Here is a 16480-nt window from a genome sequence, read left to right as displayed (position 1 = left end):
GGTGCGACCGGCGACGAAGACGGCCGGCCCTCCCCTGCCGTGACGTCCGAATTCCGCCAGCCCTGACGGCCGCGGGGTCGCAGACTCGTAGGGGAAGGGCGGGCGAGAGCCCGCCGGACGGAACACCGCAAGGAGGAGCGCGCGCCATGACCGGAGTTCAGGAGACCGTCGTCTACGAGACCCTCGACAGCCCGCTGGGCGAGCTCCTGCTGGTGGGGCGGGCGTCGGGCACGGCCAAGGGCGGTACCGCGCTGGTTTCCCTCTCGCTGCCGGGGCAGAAGGGCCGCGCGGTCGTCCAGGCCGGCTGGCGCCGCGACCCGGCGGCGTTCGAGGAGATCGGACGCCAGTTGTCGTCGTACTTCTCCGGCCGGCTGACCCGCTTCGAGATCGAGTACGCGGACGGCGGGACCGACTTTCAGCGCCGTGTCTGGAAGGCCCTGGAGGACGTCCCCTACGGGCGGACCACCACCTACAAGGAGATCGCCGCGCAGGTCGGGACTTCCGCGGTCGGTGTGCGGGCCGTGGGGACGGCGATCGGGCGCAATCCGCTGCTCGTGGTGCGCCCGTGCCACCGGGTGATCGGCGCGGACGGCGCCCTGCGGGGGTACGCGGGCGGTCTGGAGTCGAAGGCGCGGCTCCTCGGGCTCGAGGGCGCACTGGCGCCGTGACGGAGCCGGTCCCATGAGCGGAGCACTGTTCCCCCGTGACCGGGCGGTCGTCGCCCCGGGCGCGGTGCACGTGCCCGGCTGGCTGCCCGTCGGCCGTCAGCGGGAGCTGGTGGACGCCTGCCGCGGCTGGGCCCGCGGGCCGGTACCGCTCCGGCACACCGTGCTGCCGGGCGGGGGCGTGATGTCGGTGCGGACGGTCTGTGTGGGCTGGCACTGGCAGCCGTACCGGTACTCCCGGACCGCGGACGACGTGAACGGTGCGCCGGTCGCGCCGTTTCCCGGATGGCTGGTGGAGCTGGGACGCGAGGCACTGGTCGAGGCCTACGGGGAGCATCAGGGGTACACCCCCGACACCGCGCTGATCAACTTCTACGACGGCGCTGCCCGGATGGGGATGCACCAGGACAGGGAGGAGCGGTCAGGAGCTCCGGTGGTCTCCCTGAGCATCGGCGACTCGTGCGTGTTCCGGTTCGGGAACACGCGGACCAGGGGACGTCCGTACACGGACGTGGAGCTGGCGTCCGGCGACCTGTTCGTCTTCGGCGAACCTTCCCGCTACGCCTATCACGGCGTGCTGAAGGTGCTTCCGGCCACGGCCGATCCTGCGACCGGCATGAACGGCGGCCGTCTGAACATCACTTTGCGCGAGACCGGACTGGCGGGCTGATCCCGCGCGGGCGGCAGGCGGGATTCAGCGCGAACGCGAGTGGCCGAACAGGATCCGGTACGCGATCAGCAGGACGAGCGCGCCGCCGACGGCCGCGATCCAGGTCGGCCCGTCGTAGAACTGGTTGGCGATCTCGCGGTCCAGGTAACGGGAGGATATCCAGCCGCCGATGAAGGCTCCGGCGACACCAATGAGCGTGGTGCCGACCAGCCCGCCGGGGTCGCGGCCGGGCAGCAGGATCTTGGCTATCGCTCCGGCCAGCAGTCCGAGAACGATCCAGCCGATGATGCTCATCGAATGACCTGCCTTTCCTGGGGTGTTGTTGTCGGGGACGTGCACCGGCGGGGCAGCGGTTGCGGTGATCAGTAGGGTGCGGCGTATGACACAGGAGTTGCGACGGTCACTGGGGGTCTTCGACGCCGTTGTGATCGGCCTCGGATCGATGATCGGTGCGGGAATCTTCGCGGCTCTCGCACCGGCGGCGCGGGCTGCCGGTTCCGCCCTGCTGCTCGGTCTTGCCGTCGCGGCAGTGGTGGCCTACTGCAACGCCATGTCGTCGGCACGCCTGGCCTCCTTGTACCCCGCGTCAGGCGGTACTTATGTGTACGGACGGGAGCGGCTGGGAGATTTCTGGGGGTACTTGGCAGGCTGGGCGTTCGTGGTCGGTAAGACGGCTTCGTGCGCGGCGATGGCTCTGACCGTCGGCGCGTACGCCTGGCCGGAGCACGCGAACGCGGTGGCGGTCGCCGCGGTGGTGGCGCTGACTGCCCTGAATTACGGCGGTGTTCAGAAGTCGGCGTGGCTGACGCGGCTGATCGTGGCTGTGGTGCTGGCGGTTCTCACGGCGGTCGTGGTGGTCTCCCTCGGTAGCGGGCACGCGCGGTTCGGGCACTTGGAGCCGACGGGTGACGCGTCGGCCGGCGGCGTGCTCCAGGCGGCGGGCCTGCTGTTCTTCGCGTTCGCCGGGTACGCGCGGATCACCACGCTGGGCGAGGAGGTCCGGGATCCGGCTCGCACCATCCCGCGGGCCGTGCCGCTGGCACTCGGCATCGCGCTGGTCGTCTACGTGTGTGTCGCTGTCGCCGTCCTCTCTGTGCTGGGTGCCGAGGGGCTCGGGCAGGCGGCGGCGCCGCTCGCCGAGGCCGTGCGCGCCGCGGGGGTCCCCTGGCTGGCGCCGGTGGTTCGTGTGGGTGCCGCAGTGGCGGCGCTCGGGTCGCTGCTCGCTCTGATTCTCGGCGTCTCGAGGACGACGCTCGCGATGGCCCGCGACGGCCATCTGCCGGGAGCACTGGCCGCCGTTCATCCGCGGTTCCAGGTGCCGCACCGCGCGGAGGTCGCTGTGGGGGTCGTCGTCGCGGTGGTGGCGGCGACAGTGGACCTGCGCGGGGCGATCGGCTTCTCGTCGTTCGGTGTACTCGTCTACTACACAATCGCCAACGCCTCGGCCTGGACGCTGGGTTCCGGACGGCCCGGGGATACACCCGTTCGAGTGCTCTGGACCGTGCGGCTGACGGCCGGATGCGGGGTGGCGGGATGCCTGGCGCTGGCGTTCTCGCTGCCGCTGACGTCCGTGATCACCGGGGCTGCGGTGCTCGCCGGGGGCGCGGCACTGTACGCGGCGCGGAACGGCGCTCGGGCGGCTCGTGACCGCTGATCAGCGGCCGCCGACAGGCGGCGTGGGTGTCGCCTGTTCCGCGGCGGCCGGTCGGACGGGCAGCAGCCCGGCGGACGAGGTCCGGGCGCTCAACGCGCCGCGAACGGTTGATCGGTCGGGACGATCTCCCTGCCGAGCGGCATCAGCGACACCGGGATGAGCTTGAAGTTGGCGATGCCGAACGGGATGCCGATGATCGTCAAGCAGAGAGCGAGGCCCGTGACGATGTGGCCCAGTGCCAGCCACCAGCCGGCCAGGACCAGCCACAGGACGTTGCCGACCAGGGACGGTGCGCCGGAGTCGCGGCGATCCGCCGTCGTGTAGCCGAAGGGCCAGAGGGCGTAGACCCCGATACGGAACGACGCCAGCCCGAACGGGATGCCGATGACGGTGATGCAGAGGATCAGCCCCGCCACCAGATACCCGAGGAACAGCCAGAAGCCGCTCAGGAACAGCCATATGACGTTCAGGATTGTCTTCATCGGCGAGGACCTGCCATCTGCTCGAGTCGGGCGATTCGTTCCGCCATCGGCGGGTGGGTCGAGAACATCTTGGTGAGGCCGCGGCCCGGTCCGAAGGGGTTGGCGATCATCATGTGGCTGGCGGTCTCGAGCCGCGGCTCAGGCGGCAGCGGGAGCTGTTTCGTGCCGGCGTCCAGCTTGCGCAGGGCGCTGGCCAGAGCCAGTGGGTCACCGGTGAGCTGGGAGCCCGACGCGTCCGCCTCGAACTCCCGGGAGCGGCTCACGGCGAGCTGGATCACGGACGCCGCCAGCGGGCCGAGCAGCATGATCAGCAGCATGCCGACCAGGCCGGGGCCTTCGTCGTCGTCGGACCGGCCGATGGGGATCAGCCAGGCGAAGTTCACCAGGAACATCACCACGGAGGCGAGGGCCCCGGCCACCGAGGAGATGAGGATGTCGCGGTTGTAGACGTGGCTGAGTTCGTGGCCGATGACTCCCCGCAGCTCACGCTCGTCGAGGATGCGCAGAATCCCTTCGGTGCAGCACACCGCCGCATTGCGGGGGTTGCGGCCGGTGGCGAACGCGTTGGGGGCCTGGGTCGGCGAGATGTAGAGCCGCGGCATGGGCTGGCGGGCGGCGGTGGAGAGTTCGCGGACCATGCGGTACAGGGCGGGCGCCTCGAATTCGCTCACCGGGCGTGCGCGCATGGCGCGGAGGGCCAGCTTGTCGCTGTTCCAGTACGCGTAGGCATTGGTGCCGAGCGCCACGACGAGGGCGACGAAAAGCCCCGTCCGGCCGAAGAAGCTGCCGATGACGAGGATCAGTGCGGACAGTCCCCCGAGGAGTACGGCGGTTTTGAGCCCGTTGTGCCGGCGGTGCACGGTACGCCCTCCAGATGGTGCGGCAGGGGAACCCTTTGCGTGGTGCTCCACTCTCCAGTGGACCCTTCTGTACTGGTCAACGCCAGGCGAGGGGCACTGGTTCCCTTGCGCTCCCGGGCCCGCGTCACGGCCGAACGGGTGAGCCCGCAAAGCGGGCCGGCCCGGGAGGGATCCGGATAGGGACCGCCGCGGCTAGAACAGGCTCTCCGCGGCGTACCGCAGGACCAGCTGCGGGTAGCCGGACAGGACGACGCCCACGGCCGCGGTGAGGGCCACGGCGACAGTGACCGGAGCGGGAATCACCTTCCGGGCGGCCTCCCCCGCCGTCCCTGCCGCCTCGTCCGCCTCCGCCGCCTCGGGGGCCCGGAAGAGGACGGCCGTCCACTGGAGGTAGTAGAAGAGGGCGATCACGACGTTGACGCCCATGACGACGGCCAGCCAGCCGAGGCCCGCGTCGACGGCCGCGGAGAACACGGTCACCTTGGCGAAAAGGCCGACGATGCCCGGCGGCAGTCCCGCGAGGCAGAGCAGGAAGAAACCCATGGCCAGCGCGACGAGCGGCCGGCGGTGGTACAGGCCGCGGTAGTCGGAGATCCGGTTGAGCGGCCGCGTGCGGGCGACGACGGCCGCCACCGCGAACGCGCCCAGGTTCACCACGGCGTACATCAGCGCGTAGGCGACGGTCGCGCCGATCTGGTCGTCGCTGGAGTACGCGGCGGCGGCGATCGGCACGAGCAGATATCCGGCCTGTGCCACGGAGGACCAGGCCAGCAGTCGCACCGCGCTCCAGGTGCGTGACGCGGACTGGCGCAGTGCCGCGACGTTGCCGGCGGTCATGGTCAGGGCGGCGAGAACCGCCATCGCCGGGCCCCAGATGTCCGCGTACCCGGGGAACGCGATCACGGTGACCAGGATGAGCCCGGTGAATCCGACGGCCTTGCCGATGACGGAGAGGTAGCCGGCGATCGGCAGCGGCGCCCCGACATAGGTGTCTGGCACCCAGAAGTGGAAGGGAACGGCGGCCGTCTTGAAGGCGAAGCCGACGAGGGTCAGTGCGACGCCGGCCTTGGCGAGCGTGTCCAGTTGGCCGGGGACGTCCTCCAGCCCGGCAGCCACCTGCGTGAGGTGCAGCGTCCCTGTGGCGGCGTACACGAAGCTGACGCCGAGGAGGGTCACGGCGGTCGCGGTGACGGAGGAGAGGAAGAACTTCAGGGCGGCTTCGCTGGAGAGCCGGTCGCCGCGCCTGAGGCCCACCAGCGCGAAGGCCGGCAGTGAGGCCACCTCGAGGGCGACCACGAGCGTCGCGAGGTCGCGCGAGGCGGGCAGCAGCGCCGCGCCGGCGGCGGACGAGAGCAGCAGGAACCAGAACTCGCCGGGCGGCAGCTTCTCGCGGGTGTCCGTGAGGGAGAGCAGCGCCGTCAGCAGCGCCCCGCCGAGCACGAGGAACTGGATCACCAGCGTGAACTGGTCGGCGGTGTAGCTGCAGACGTCCGGGTTGTCGGTCAGGCAGAAGGTCGAGCGGTCGCCCTTGCGCAGCGGCAGGAGCGCGGCCATCGACACGACGAGACCGGCGATCGCCACAGCACCCAGGAGAGGCTTGCGCCGGTCGGCGACGAACAGGTCGGCGACGAGGATCACCAGCGCGACGGCCGCGGTGATCGTGGGCGGCGCGATCGCCGCCCAGTCGACGGACTGGACGAGGCTGTTGGCGCCGTCGGCTGCCACGGTCACGACTTGCCTCCTGAGAGGAGCTTCTGCACGGCCGGGTCGGTGAGGCCGAGGAGGACCGCGGGCCACAGTCCGGCGATGACGGTCAGGGCCACGAGCGGGGACCAGGCCGCGAACTCGTACGCGCGGACGTCGGCGACCGGCTCGGGCCGCTGCTCGTCCAGGGCTTCGGGCAGCCGGCCGCCCATGCAGACCCGGCGCACCACGACGAGCAGGTACGCGGCGGTGAGCAGGGTGCCGAACGCGCCGATCGACATGAAGGTGAGGAAGGCCGGGCGGCTGAGCCCGTCGGCCGGGTCGAACGCTCCGAACAGCGCGAGCATCTCGCCCCAGAATCCGGCGAGTCCGGGCAGCCCGAGGGAGGCGACGGCGGCGAAGGCGAGCAGGCCGCCGAGGCGCGGCGCGCGACCGTACAGCGCGGCGCCGGTGGCGCCGGCGAGTGTGTCGAGGTCGGCGGTGCCGTAGCGGTCCTTGACCGCTCCGACCAGGAAGAACAGCAGGCCGGTGATGAGGCCGTGGGCGATGTTGGCGAAGAGTGCGCCGTTCACGCCGGTCGGCGTCATCGTCGCGATGCCGAGCAGCACGAAGCCCATGTGACCGACGGACGAATACGCGATCAGGCGCTTCAGGTCGCCGCCCGAGCCGCTGCGCGCGAGTGCCAGGCAGGCCAGGGAACCGTAGACGATGCCGACGGCCGCGAACGCGGCCAGGTACGGGGCGAAGGTCCGCATCCCGTCAGGTGCGACGGGCAGCACGATGCGGACGAAGCCGTACGTCCCCATCTTCAGCAGCACTCCGGCGAGGAGGACCGAGCCGACGGTCGGTGCGGCGGTGTGGGCGTCGGGAAGCCAGGTGTGCAGGGGCCACATCGGCGTCTTCACGGCGAGCCCGAGACCAATCGCCAGAACGGCGATGACCTGCACCGACGTGGTCAGTCCCCGGCCGTTGTCAGTGGCGAGTGCCACCATGTCGAATGTGCCGGCCTTCAGCCCGATCAGCAGGAGGCCGAGCAGCATGACCACGGAGCCGAGCAGCGTGTAGAGGATGAACTTCCAGGCGGCGGGCTGCCTTTCCTCGCCGCCCCAGCGGGCGATGAGGAAGTACATCGGGATGAGGACCATCTCGAAGGCCAGGAAGAACAGCAGCAGATCGAGCACGGCGAAGGTCGCCAGGGTGCCGGACTCCAGGACCAGGAGCAGGGCGACGAAAGCCTTCGGGGACGGGCCCACGGGCATGTTGAAGTAGCTGTACAGCGCGCAGAGGAAGGTCAGCAGAGCCGTCAGCACGAGAAGGGGGAGCGAGATGCCGTCGATGCCGAGGTGGATCCGCACGTCGAGTGCCGCGATCCAGCTGATGTCGGTCGTGGCCTGCATCTTCGACGGCTGGTCGTGGTCGAAGCCGAGCGCCAGGACGACCGCCGCGAGCAGGATCGCGCCGGTGACGGTCACGCCGTGGCGCAGGACCGCCTGGTCGGGGCTGCTGCCGCGCAGCCCGGGCGGGGCGGGCAGCAGGGCGGCCGCGGCACCGACCAGCGGAGCGACGACGATGAACCCGAGAAGGAACTGCATCACGGACTCGCTGATATCGATCACGGCTCACGATCCGGCGTTGACGTTGGAAAGGACGACGGCGGCGATCGCCAGGACGACGGAGCCGGCGAGCAGCGCGCTCAGGTAGGTCTGGACGTTTCCGGTCTGGGCGCGCCGGACGGCCGTGCCGAGCCAGCGGGTGCCGGTGCCGGATCCGCGTACGTAGGTGTCGACGACCTCACGGTCCAGGAACCGGACCAACTGGGCCGCTGCACGCACGGGGCGGACGAACAGCACGGAGTAGAGCGCGTCGACGTGGAAGCCGGCGGCGGCATGGCGGTGGAGCGGGCCGAGCAGCAGCCGTGCGGGGTCGGCCGGGTCGTGGGCCGCGGCGATGTCGCCGTAGGCAGGGGTGTGGGTGGCGATGGCCTCGGCCTCCGAGACGGCCGGTTCGGCGTCCGGGTGGGCGGCGACGGCGCCGATGGGGAGGCGGGCGGCGATCGCGGTGGAGTGCCGCCAGGCTCCGTAGGTGACCAGGCCGCCGACGAGGGCGACGCCCGTGCCGAGGACGGCGGTGGTGAGCGTCGGCGTGAGCGCGTGGCCGTCGAACCAGCGGGGCAGCCGGCCGGCGGTCAGTCCGAAGGCGAGCGAGGGGACGGCGAGGACCCACAGCACGGTGGTCATCGACAGCGGCTGCCGGCCGTGGTCGGGGGCTTCGGCGCCGCGGCCGCGGAAGGTCAGCAGCCACAGCCGGATCGCGTAGGCGGCGGTCAGGACCGCGGTCAGCAGTGCGGCGACGAGCACGAACCAGCCCGCGGTGACGGGCGCTGTGTCGGAGTCGCCGAGTGCGGTGTGCTCGGCGGCCACGAGGACGGCTTCCTTGGAGAAGAAGCCGGCGAAGGGAGGGATCGCGGCGAGGGCGAGCAGAGCGACGGTCATCGTCCAGTAGGCGTCGGGGACGCGCTTGGCGAGGCCGCTCATCCGGGACATGGCAGCGAGCGAGTTGGTGCCGGCGGCATGGATGATCACGCCGGCGGCGAGGAACAGCAGCGCCTTGAACGCACCGTGGGACAGGAGGTGGAAGACGGCGGCGCCACGGTCTCCGACGGCCAGGGCACCGGACATGTAGCCGAGTTGCCCGATGGTCGAGTAGGCGAGGACACGTTTGATGTCGTCCTGCGCGAGGGCGGCGAGCGCCGAGCCGACCATCGTCACGGCCGCCATCACGGCGAGCACGGTCATGGCCGCGGCGGAGGCCGCGAAGAGAGGAAGGAGCCGGGCCACGAAATAGATACCGGCGGCGACCATCGTCGCGGCGTGGATCAGCGCGGAGACGGGCGTGGGGCCCGCCATCGCGTCAGGGAGCCAGGTGTGGAGCGGGAACTGCGCCGACTTGCCGGCGACACCGGCGAGGAGGAGCAGCGCGATGAGCGTCGGGTGCTCGATGGCGTCGGCGGCGACGGCTCCGAGGATCCCGGTGATCCGGAAGGTGCCCGCGTCCGCCGCGAGGGCGAACAGGCCGATCAGGAAGGGGACATCGCCGAGTTTGGTGACCAGGAAGGCCTTGAGGGAGGCGGCGCGCGCCTCGGGAGTCTCCCAGTAGTGGCCGACGAGGAAGTACGAGCAGATGCCCATGATCTCCCAGCCGACCAGCAGCACCATCAGGTCGCCGGAGTAGACGACGAGCAGCATGGCGGAGGTGAACAGCGAGACGAGGGCGGCGTACGACGGGTAGCGCGGGTCGTCGCGGAGGTAGCCCGTCGAATAGATCTGCACGCACGAGGCGACGACGCCGACGAGGATCGCGGCGAGCGCCGCGAAGCCGTCGATGTGGACGGCGAGGTCGATCGGGACCGAGCCGGTCGGGGTGAGCTGCGTGGACGCGTCGATCGCCCTGCCGCCGTCCTGGCGTACGGCGACGACGACGGCCAGCACGGCCGCGGCGAGCGTCGGCAGGACGGCGAGCGGACGGACGAAGCCGGGCGCGGTGCGGCCGAGGAGCAGTCCGGCCGCGGCGCCCAGGAACGGAAGGAGGGGGACGAGGACGGCGAGGGTCGTGGTGGTCACGCGGTGGCCTCGGCCTTCTCCTCGCGGTCGGTGGATGTCTCGCCGTGCGGGCCGGGCGAGTCGGTCCCGTGCGCCGTCTCCGCGGTGTCACGCAGGCGGTCGACGTCGGAGCTGCCGCGGTTGCGGTAGACCATCAGCACGATCGACAGTCCGATGCCGATCTCGGCGGCGGCGATGGCGATGATGAAGAGGGTGAGCGCCTGGCCGGCGTGCAGGGTGTCGCGGAGCCAGACGTCGAAGGCGACGAGGTTGAGGTTGACGGCGTTGAGCATCAGCTCGACGGACATCAGGACGAGGATCGCGTTGCGGCGGGCGAGCACCCCGTACAGCCCGATGCTGAAGAGGAGCACCGCGAGCACGGCTGGATAGGCGAGGTGCATCAGCTGTTCCCCTCTCGGGCCGGTCGGTCCGCACGGCCCGCCGGGGTGTCCTTGCCTCTGCCGGCGGTCGGGGCTGTCCGGGACGCCGGGACCGGGCCGGGCTCCTCACCGTCCTTGCGGGACAGGACGATCGCGCCGATGAGGGCGGCGAGCAGCAGTACGGACAGCGCCTCGAACGGCAGCACCCAGTGCCGGAAGAGGATCTCGCCGGACACCTTCGTGGAGCCCTGGGCCGGTCCTTCAAGGTCGATCCAGGTGGTGCGGAAGGCATCGACCACGACCCACACGAGGGACACGGCGGCGACGGCGGCCACGCCCAGGGCGACCCACCGGTTGCCCGAGTCGGCGTCCGGTGAACGGCCGATGGGCGCCTTGGTGAGCATCAGACCGAAGAGCAGGAGGACGACCACGGAACCGACATAGATCAGGACTTGCACCCAGGCGATGAACTCCGCGGTGAGCAGGAGGTACTCGACGGCGAGGCCGCCGAGCGCCACGACCAGCCAGAGGGCGGCGTGCACCAGTTGCCGGGTCGTGACGGTTATGACGGCCGCGCCGAGCGTCACCACGCCCACGAGCAGGAAGGCGATCTCGACACCGGTGGGGGAAAGGAAACCGTGCGTCGCGGCTGCGGCGAACGTCATGCCGGACCTCCCTGACCCGATGCCGGGCCGCTTTCGTCAGCGGGGCGGTCACCGCCGGCCGACGGAGCGCCGCCCGTGCCAGGCGGGGTGGCCGCGCCAGGCGGGGTGGCCGCGTCCGCCTCCGCGGCGGCGAGCTTCTCCGCCGTCTTGCGGGCGGCGCCGATCTCCTTCGGTTCCTCGGCGCCCGGGTCCAGTGCCGGCGGCGCGGGCACCGTCCACATCCACTCGCGGAGCTTGTCGCGCTCGTGGGTGAGTTCGCGGATGTCCGTCTCCGCGTACTCGAACTCGGGCGACCAGAACAGCGCGTCGAAAGGACAGACCTCGATGCAGATACCGCAGTACATGCACAGGGAGAAGTCGATGGCGAACCGGTCGAGGACGTTACGGCTGCGCTCACGGCCACCGGGTACCGCGGCCGGCACGGTCTCCTTGTGGGAGTCGATGTAGATGCACCAGTCGGGGCACTCACGGGCGCAGAGCATGCAGACCGTGCAGTTCTCCTCGAACAGGCCGATGACGCCGCGCGAGCGGGGCGGGAGTTCGGGCTGGACATCGGGGTACTGGGCGGTGACGGTCTTCTTCGTCATCGTCCGCAGGGTGACGGCCAGGCCCTTGGCGAGGCCGGATCCGGGGATGGGAGACACGTCTAGATCACCACCTTGACGATGCCGGTGAGGGCGATCTGGGCGAGAGCGAGCGGGATGAGGACCGTCCATGCGAGCTTCTGCAACTGGTCCTCACGCATACGGGGATACGTCACCCGCAGCCAGATGACGATGAACGCGAGCACGGCGGTCTTGAGCAGGGTCCACACCCAGCCGAGGCCGTCGGCGCCGAACGGACCGTGCCAGCCGCCCAGGAAGAGGACGGTGGTGAGCCCGCACAGCACGACGATGCCCGCGTACTCGGCGAGGAGGAACAACGCGAAGCGAAGACCGGTGTACTCGGTGTACGCGCCGAAGATGATCTCGGAGTCGGCGACGGGCATGTCGAAGGGCGGCCGCTGAAGCTCGGCGAGACCGGCGACGAAGAAGACGATGGCGCCCACGATCTGCCAGGGCAGCCACCACCACTCGAAGGCGTTGAGGATGCCGGCCAGCGACACCGTCCCGGCCGCCATGGCGACGGAGGCGGCGGTCAGGAGCATCGGCAGCTCGTACGCGAGCAGCTGGGCGGCGGTGCGCAGGCCGCCGAGCAGGGAGAACTTGTTGGCCGAGGCCCAGCCGGCCATGAGGGAGCCGAGCACACCGACGCCCATGACGGCGAGGACGAAGAAGATGCCGGCGTCGACGACGATCCCGACCGCGCCCTCGCTCGGGCCGATCGGAATCGCGACGAGGACGAGGAGGTAAGGCAGGAGCGCCACGGCGGGAGCGAGCTGGAAGACGCGGCGGTCGGCCTCCGCCGGCACCACGTCCTCCTTCTGCGCGAACTTCACACCGTCCGCGACGAGCTGGGCCCAGCCGTGGAACCCACCGGCGTACATGGGGCCGAGACGGCCCTGCATGTGGGCCATCACCTTGTGCTCGGTCTGTCCGATGACGAGGGGAAGGACGAGGAACACGGCGAAGACGACGATGAGCCGGAAGGCGACGTCGAGTGCGTCGTTCACGCGGGGTCGCCTCCGGCAGGTCGGTTCGCCTCGTCGTCGTCGGGTCCGTCGGCGGATCCGGGCGCGGGCGTGGGTGTGGACGGGGGTGCGGGCGTGGGGTTGTCCGGTTCGGAGTCAGGTTCGGCTCCGGGGCCAGGTTCCGCGTCGCGTTCGGCTCGCGCCTCGGGCGCGGGTCCAGCCCCGGGCTCGGTCGCCCCGGGCTCGGTACCTGCTGCCGGCCCAGGGGCCGCTGCGGGCTCGGGTGCCGCCGGCTCGGATTCCGCATCGCGTTCGGCTCGCGCCTCGGGCGCGGGTCCAGGTCCGGGCTCGGTCCCGGGCTCGCGGGTCCTGTCCTTGCGGGCGGGCGGCTCGGTGCCGGTCTCCGTGTCCTCGAAGGCTGGGCGGGCGTGGTGCCACGGTGCGTCGGAGCTCCGGGAGCGCGGCGGCGCCACGGCTTCGGCCGGACCGGCGGGCCGGGCCTTCTCCGCAGCGCCCGATGCGCCAGGTGCGCCCGACGCCTCCGGTGCCGTGGACGGCTCGTGTGCCTTGGTCTCCCCCGCCGGCGGCGTGGTCCTGGTGCCGGCCTGGGAGGCCGAGCCCTCGCTCGCACTGCGCGACCGCCGCGGGGCGGCCGCGGGCGTCTCGCCCTGGGAGGCCGAGCCCTCGCTCGCACTGCGCGACCGCCGCGGGGCCGCCGCGGGCGTCTCGCCCTGCGAGGCAGACCCCTCGCTGGCGCTGCGGGTGCGGCGCGCCGGACGCTCGCCCGCGGCCGCCGCGGCCGCGCCGGCGCGGGGTGTGCGGGCGGGTCGGGCGGGGGCGGGCGGGAGCTGGCCCTTGAGGGGGCCCCACTCGTTCGGGTCCGGGACGCCCGGCGGCAGCATCTGGCGGCGCTTCGGCCCGCCGTGCTCGGACTCCCCCGGCTCCTTGGCGCCGGGCCAGGCCTTGGCGACCCGGGCGGCGAGCACGAAGTCCTTGCGCAGCGGATGTCCCTCGAAGCCGTCCGGCAGCAGCAGTGGCACCTGATGCGGATGGCCGGTGAAGTCGACGCCGAACATCTCGTGCGTCTCGCGCTCGTGCCAGCTCGCGCCGGCGTAGACCTCGACGGCCGACGGCAGGGACGGGGAGCCGTGCGGAACGGTCGTGCGCACCAGCAGCCGACGGACCGTACGGCCCTCCAGCGAGACGACGTGCGCGCAGATCCGGAATCCGGTGCCCGGCTCGTCGACGGCGCTGAGCCAGTCGAAATAGGTGCAGCCCAGCTTGTCGCGGGCGATCTCCAGGGCAGCGATCCAGGAGCCGACGGGGACGTCGACGGTGAGCAGTTCGTAGGTCCGCTCGGCTGTCGCCTCCTCGCCGAAGATCTCGGTGACGGCGTCGGGGAGGCTGTCGTACAGGTTCACCGCTCCCCCTCCGGTCCGGATTCGGCGCCGGACCCGGCACTCGGGCCGGTCCCGGACTCGGCCGGCGGCGGAGTGATCAGGCCGCTCCGCAGGGCCGTGGTGGAGGGACGGGCGGCGCCGGTCTTCTCCCCGCCGTGTCCGTAGCGTTCGTCGAGCGACTCGCGGGCGATCTTCTCCTGGAGCTTGAGGATGCCCTGGAGCAGCGCCTCGGGGCGTGGCGGGCAGCCGGGCACATAGACGTCGACGGGGATGATCTGGTCGACGCCCTTCGTCACGGAGTACGAGTCCCAGTACGGGCCGCCGCAGTTCGAGCAGGCGCCGAAGGAGATGACGTACTTCGGCTCGGGCATCTGCTCGTACAGGCGCTTCACCGCGGGGGCCATCTTGTCGGTCACCGTGCCGGAGACGATCATCAGGTCCGCCTGGCGCGGGCCCGGCGCGAAGGGGATCACGCCGAGCCGGATGAAGTCGTGCCGGGCCATCGACGCGGCGATGAACTCGATGGCGCAGCAGGCGAGTCCGAAGTTGAAGACCCACAGGCTGTAGCGGCGTCCCCAGTTGAGGATCACCTTCATCGGTTCCGGGGCGAGGCGGGCGAGGGCTCCCAGTCGCCGGGGCTCCGGCAGAAACTCCGGGGCCGGGACCGGAGTCGGGGCCTGGCTCGCAGCCTGGCTCGACGTCTGGTTCGAGGTCTGGTTCGAGGTCTGGTTCGAGGTCGGGGTCACGTCCATGTCAGGACCCCCTTCTTCCATGCGTAGAGCAGTCCCACGGCCAGGAAGCCGAGGAAGATGAACATCTCCACGAGAGTCGTCGCGCCGTAGCCGTGGGCGGCGAACACCGTCGCCCACGGGAAGAGGAAGATCGAGTCGACCGCGAAGATCACGTACAGGAAGGCGTAGACGTAGTAGCGGACCTGGGTGTGCGCCCAGCCCTCGCCCACCGGGTCGACACCGCACTCGTAGGTCAGCAGCTTCTCCGGCGTCGGGACGACGGGGCGCAGCAGCCGGCCCGCGGTGAACGCGACAGCGACGAACAGCACGCCGATCAGCGCGAGCAGCCCTACGACGGAGTAGCTCCGGAAGTACTCCGTCGCGAGCACGACTCCGGTCGGTTCCGGCACGTCCGTCCCCTCGCTCCCTGACCCGGTCGGCCTTGTCGGTGCGTTGTCGTCGTCGTTGCCACGTCGCTACGTCGCTACGTCGCCACGTCGCGCTTCGGCACGCTTCGTTTCTTCGCTACGACTGTGCTTGTCACCGCTCCGACGATCACTACGCACGATCTGTACGCACGGGAGTCTAGGCCCTGCTAAAGAGAGCGTAAGCAGTCGTGTCACGCATCGGTCGGCCGCCGGGTGGGGTTATCCCTACTTCGCCCCACCCATGTACCCCATGGCGTACGGGGGTCCCGCCCGGCAGGCTTGCCCTCATGACCGCGAGCATCACCGCCCCCGACAACGACCGGCCGCCTCCCGCGCGCTTCGCCTTCGACCGCCACACGTGGAAGGAGATCGCTCATCTGCTGGCCAACCTGCCGGTCGCGCTCCTCGGGTTCGTCTATGTGACGGTCACGATCAGCGTCGGCGCCGGCCTCTCAGTGACGGTGATCGGCATGCCGCTGCTGGCCCTCGGCCTCATGGGGGCCCGCGGCATCGGCAAGGCGGAACGGGCACGGGCCCGCGCGCTGCTCGGGGTGCGGATCGACGAGCCGAGCCCACTGCCCGGTCCGGCGCACGGTGAGGGCGTGATCGCGTCGGTGTGGTCCCGGCTGAAGGACCCGGTGGCCTGGCGTTCGGTGCTGTACTCGTTCATCCGGCTGCCGTGGGGCGTCCTCACCTTCACCATCATGGTGGTGGGCCTCTTCGTCCTGTGGCCCGTGCTCCCCTTCATCGCGCGCGGGCTGTCCAACGCGGACCGCGCGATGGTGCGGGGTCTGCTGTCGCCGTCCGACGAACTGGAACGGCGCATCGCCGAGTTGGAGTCGGACCGCGGAGTCGTCGTGGACACGGCCGCGGCGGACCTGCGCCGTATCGAACGTGACCTCCACGACGGCGCCCAGGCCCGGCTGGTAGCGCTCGCGATGGGGCTCGGCCTCGCCAAGGAGAAGCTCCTCGAGGACCCGGACGCCGCGGCCGCGATGGTGGACGAGGCACACGGCGAGGTGAAGCTCGCGCTGCAGGAACTGCGCGACCTGGCCCGGGGCATCCACCCCGCCGTACTGACCGACCGCGGCCTGGACGCGGCGCTCTCCTCGGTCGCGTCCCGGTGCACGGCACCGGTGACGGTCACCGTCAACCTGGACGAGCGGCCGGCGGCCGCGATCGAGGGCATCGCCTACTTCACCGTCTCCGAGCTGCTGCAGAACGTGAGCAAGCACGCGGGCGCGACCCGCGCCTCTGTGGACGTGTGGCGGTCCGGGGACCGCCTGTTGCTCCAGGTCATGGACGACGGCAAGGGCGGGGCCCGGCTCGACGGCGGTACCGGCATGGCCGGCCTCGCAGAACGGCTCGGCGCCGTGGACGGCCTCTTCGTCCTGGACTCACCGCCGGGCGGTCCGACGACGGTCACGGCGGAGCTGCCGTGGCGTGTCAGGGAGGCGAGTGAGGCGCGCGGAGCGCGCACCCACTGACGCTGCGTGGGGACGCGAGGCGTCCCCGCGCAGCGGGCCGCGTCCCACACGCCTCCGCCGACCGCGCCGGTCCCGTCGGCCACCCGCCCACACGGCCTCACGGCCTCACCCCACCGACCTCACCCGCCGGTCATCCACGGGCCGTCACAGCCGCCAGGCAGCGGCTGCGGCGGCCCGTCCTGGGC

17 protein-coding genes are annotated in these 16480 nt (G+C 71.3%); 4 read left to right on the top strand and 13 right to left on the bottom strand.

Features of this window, described 5'->3' with window-relative positions; translation table 11 throughout:
- Nucleotides 1–146: 146 nt before the first annotated feature.
- Both ACWGH4_RS15710 and ACWGH4_RS15705 read left to right on the top strand, forming a co-directional pair.
- Nucleotides 147–668 (top strand): methylated-DNA--[protein]-cysteine S-methyltransferase, encoded by a 522-nt coding sequence (locus ACWGH4_RS15710; protein WP_453460592.1) that lies wholly within the window; start codon nt 147–149, stop codon nt 666–668.
- A 13-nt stretch (nt 669–681) separates the two neighbouring features.
- On the top strand, nt 682–1335 hold the full coding sequence (locus ACWGH4_RS15705; RefSeq protein WP_453460589.1) for an alpha-ketoglutarate-dependent dioxygenase AlkB family protein: 654 nt from the start codon (nt 682–684) through the stop codon (nt 1333–1335).
- Nucleotides 1336–1359: 24 nt separating this feature from the next.
- Here ACWGH4_RS15705 and ACWGH4_RS15700 read toward each other — a convergent pair whose 3' ends face one another.
- Nucleotides 1360–1629: a GlsB/YeaQ/YmgE family stress response membrane protein gene (locus ACWGH4_RS15700; RefSeq protein WP_441265723.1), complete on the bottom strand. Its 270-nt coding sequence runs from the start codon at nt 1627–1629 to the stop codon at nt 1360–1362.
- A gap of 85 nt (nt 1630–1714) precedes the next feature.
- Between ACWGH4_RS15700 and ACWGH4_RS15695 the strand changes: the two genes are divergently transcribed.
- Nucleotides 1715–2989, top strand: coding sequence for an APC family permease (locus ACWGH4_RS15695; protein ID WP_453460585.1), 1275 nt, complete (start codon nt 1715–1717; stop codon nt 2987–2989).
- Between the two features lie 89 nt (nt 2990–3078).
- Here the strand turns inward: ACWGH4_RS15695 and ACWGH4_RS15690 are convergent, their stop codons facing one another.
- The 12 genes from ACWGH4_RS15690 to ACWGH4_RS15635 all read right to left on the bottom strand — a co-directional run bounded on the left by ACWGH4_RS15690 (nt 3079) and on the right by ACWGH4_RS15635 (nt 14790).
- The gene (locus tag ACWGH4_RS15690) at nt 3079–3471 is read right to left on the bottom strand and encodes a YccF domain-containing protein (protein WP_159688642.1); all 393 of its coding nucleotides are present in this window, start codon (nt 3469–3471) and stop codon (nt 3079–3081) included.
- On the bottom strand, nt 3468–4331 hold the full coding sequence (gene htpX, locus ACWGH4_RS15685; RefSeq protein ID WP_453460581.1) for a zinc metalloprotease HtpX: 864 nt from the start codon (nt 4329–4331) through the stop codon (nt 3468–3470). The genes ACWGH4_RS15690 and htpX overlap by 4 nt, the downstream gene beginning before the upstream one ends.
- A 192-nt stretch (nt 4332–4523) precedes the next feature.
- On the bottom strand, nt 4524–6062 hold the full coding sequence (locus ACWGH4_RS15680; protein WP_453460578.1) for an NADH-quinone oxidoreductase subunit N: 1539 nt from the start codon (nt 6060–6062) through the stop codon (nt 4524–4526).
- Nucleotides 6059–7651 carry an NADH-quinone oxidoreductase subunit M gene (locus ACWGH4_RS15675; protein WP_453460575.1) on the bottom strand — a complete coding sequence of 531 codons (1593 nt, stop codon included), beginning with the start codon at nt 7649–7651 and terminating at the stop codon, nt 6059–6061. Before ACWGH4_RS15675 ends, ACWGH4_RS15680 begins: the two co-directional genes overlap by 4 nt.
- 3 nt (nt 7652–7654) lie before the next feature.
- Nucleotides 7655–9655 (bottom strand): NADH-quinone oxidoreductase subunit 5 family protein, encoded by a 2001-nt coding sequence (locus ACWGH4_RS15670; protein WP_453460572.1) that lies wholly within the window; start codon nt 9653–9655, stop codon nt 7655–7657.
- Nucleotides 9652–10035 (bottom strand): NADH-quinone oxidoreductase subunit NuoK, encoded by a 384-nt coding sequence (gene nuoK, locus ACWGH4_RS15665; protein ID WP_441265716.1) that lies wholly within the window; start codon nt 10033–10035, stop codon nt 9652–9654. The genes ACWGH4_RS15670 and nuoK overlap by 4 nt, the downstream gene beginning before the upstream one ends.
- Nucleotides 10035–10679 (bottom strand): NADH-quinone oxidoreductase subunit J family protein, encoded by a 645-nt coding sequence (locus tag ACWGH4_RS15660; protein ID WP_453460568.1) that lies wholly within the window; start codon nt 10677–10679, stop codon nt 10035–10037. Before ACWGH4_RS15660 ends, nuoK begins: the two co-directional genes overlap by 1 nt.
- Nucleotides 10676–11323 (bottom strand): NuoI/complex I 23 kDa subunit family protein, encoded by a 648-nt coding sequence (locus tag ACWGH4_RS15655; protein WP_453460565.1) that lies wholly within the window; start codon nt 11321–11323, stop codon nt 10676–10678. The genes ACWGH4_RS15660 and ACWGH4_RS15655 overlap by 4 nt, the downstream gene beginning before the upstream one ends.
- Nucleotides 11324–11325: 2 nt before the next feature.
- Entirely contained in the window at nt 11326–12291 is a 966-nt protein-coding gene (locus ACWGH4_RS15650) for an NADH-quinone oxidoreductase subunit H (protein WP_441265713.1), read from the bottom strand.
- Nucleotides 12288–13670: an NADH-quinone oxidoreductase subunit C gene (locus ACWGH4_RS15645; protein WP_453460562.1), complete on the bottom strand. Its 1383-nt coding sequence runs from the start codon at nt 13668–13670 to the stop codon at nt 12288–12290. The genes ACWGH4_RS15650 and ACWGH4_RS15645 overlap by 4 nt, the downstream gene beginning before the upstream one ends.
- Nucleotides 13667–14401, bottom strand: coding sequence for an NADH-quinone oxidoreductase subunit B (locus ACWGH4_RS15640; protein ID WP_453460559.1), 735 nt, complete (start codon nt 14399–14401; stop codon nt 13667–13669). The genes ACWGH4_RS15645 and ACWGH4_RS15640 overlap by 4 nt, the downstream gene beginning before the upstream one ends.
- Entirely contained in the window at nt 14392–14790 is a 399-nt protein-coding gene (locus tag ACWGH4_RS15635; protein ID WP_453460556.1) for an NADH-quinone oxidoreductase subunit A, read from the bottom strand. The genes ACWGH4_RS15640 and ACWGH4_RS15635 overlap by 10 nt, the downstream gene beginning before the upstream one ends.
- Nucleotides 14791–15095: 305 nt before the next feature.
- Here ACWGH4_RS15635 and ACWGH4_RS15630 point away from each other — a divergent pair, with 305 nt between their 5' ends.
- Nucleotides 15096–16295 carry a sensor histidine kinase gene (locus tag ACWGH4_RS15630; protein ID WP_453460553.1) on the top strand — a complete coding sequence of 400 codons (1200 nt, stop codon included), beginning with the start codon at nt 15096–15098 and terminating at the stop codon, nt 16293–16295.
- The last annotated feature ends 185 nt before the right edge of the window (nt 16296–16480 follow it).

The organism is Streptomyces sp. NPDC054847 (assembly GCF_053610925.1).
Note: the sequence above shows the minus strand (reverse complement) of the source record. Positions and strands in the feature narration are given on the sequence as shown.

What these genes read in the sequence shown, in the direction of transcription:
- ACWGH4_RS15640 (WP_453460559.1), bottom strand. Translation starts at nt 14,401, where the DNA reads ATGGACGTGACCCCGACCTCGAACCAGACCTCGAACCAGACCTCGAAC.
- ACWGH4_RS15630 (WP_453460553.1), top strand. Translation starts at nt 15,096, where the DNA reads ATGACCGCGAGCATCACCGCCCCCGACAACGACCGGCCGCCTCCCGCG.
- ACWGH4_RS15705 (WP_453460589.1), top strand. Translation starts at nt 682, where the DNA reads ATGAGCGGAGCACTGTTCCCCCGTGACCGGGCGGTCGTCGCCCCGGGC.
- nuoK (WP_441265716.1), bottom strand. Translation starts at nt 10,035, where the DNA reads ATGCACCTCGCCTATCCAGCCGTGCTCGCGGTGCTCCTCTTCAGCATC.
- ACWGH4_RS15695 (WP_453460585.1), top strand. Translation starts at nt 1,715, where the DNA reads ATGACACAGGAGTTGCGACGGTCACTGGGGGTCTTCGACGCCGTTGTG.
- ACWGH4_RS15660 (WP_453460568.1), bottom strand. Translation starts at nt 10,679, where the DNA reads ATGACGTTCGCCGCAGCCGCGACGCACGGTTTCCTTTCCCCCACCGGT.
- ACWGH4_RS15710 (WP_453460592.1), top strand. Translation starts at nt 147, where the DNA reads ATGACCGGAGTTCAGGAGACCGTCGTCTACGAGACCCTCGACAGCCCG.
- ACWGH4_RS15700 (WP_441265723.1), bottom strand. Translation starts at nt 1,629, where the DNA reads ATGAGCATCATCGGCTGGATCGTTCTCGGACTGCTGGCCGGAGCGATA.
- ACWGH4_RS15690 (WP_159688642.1), bottom strand. Translation starts at nt 3,471, where the DNA reads ATGAAGACAATCCTGAACGTCATATGGCTGTTCCTGAGCGGCTTCTGG.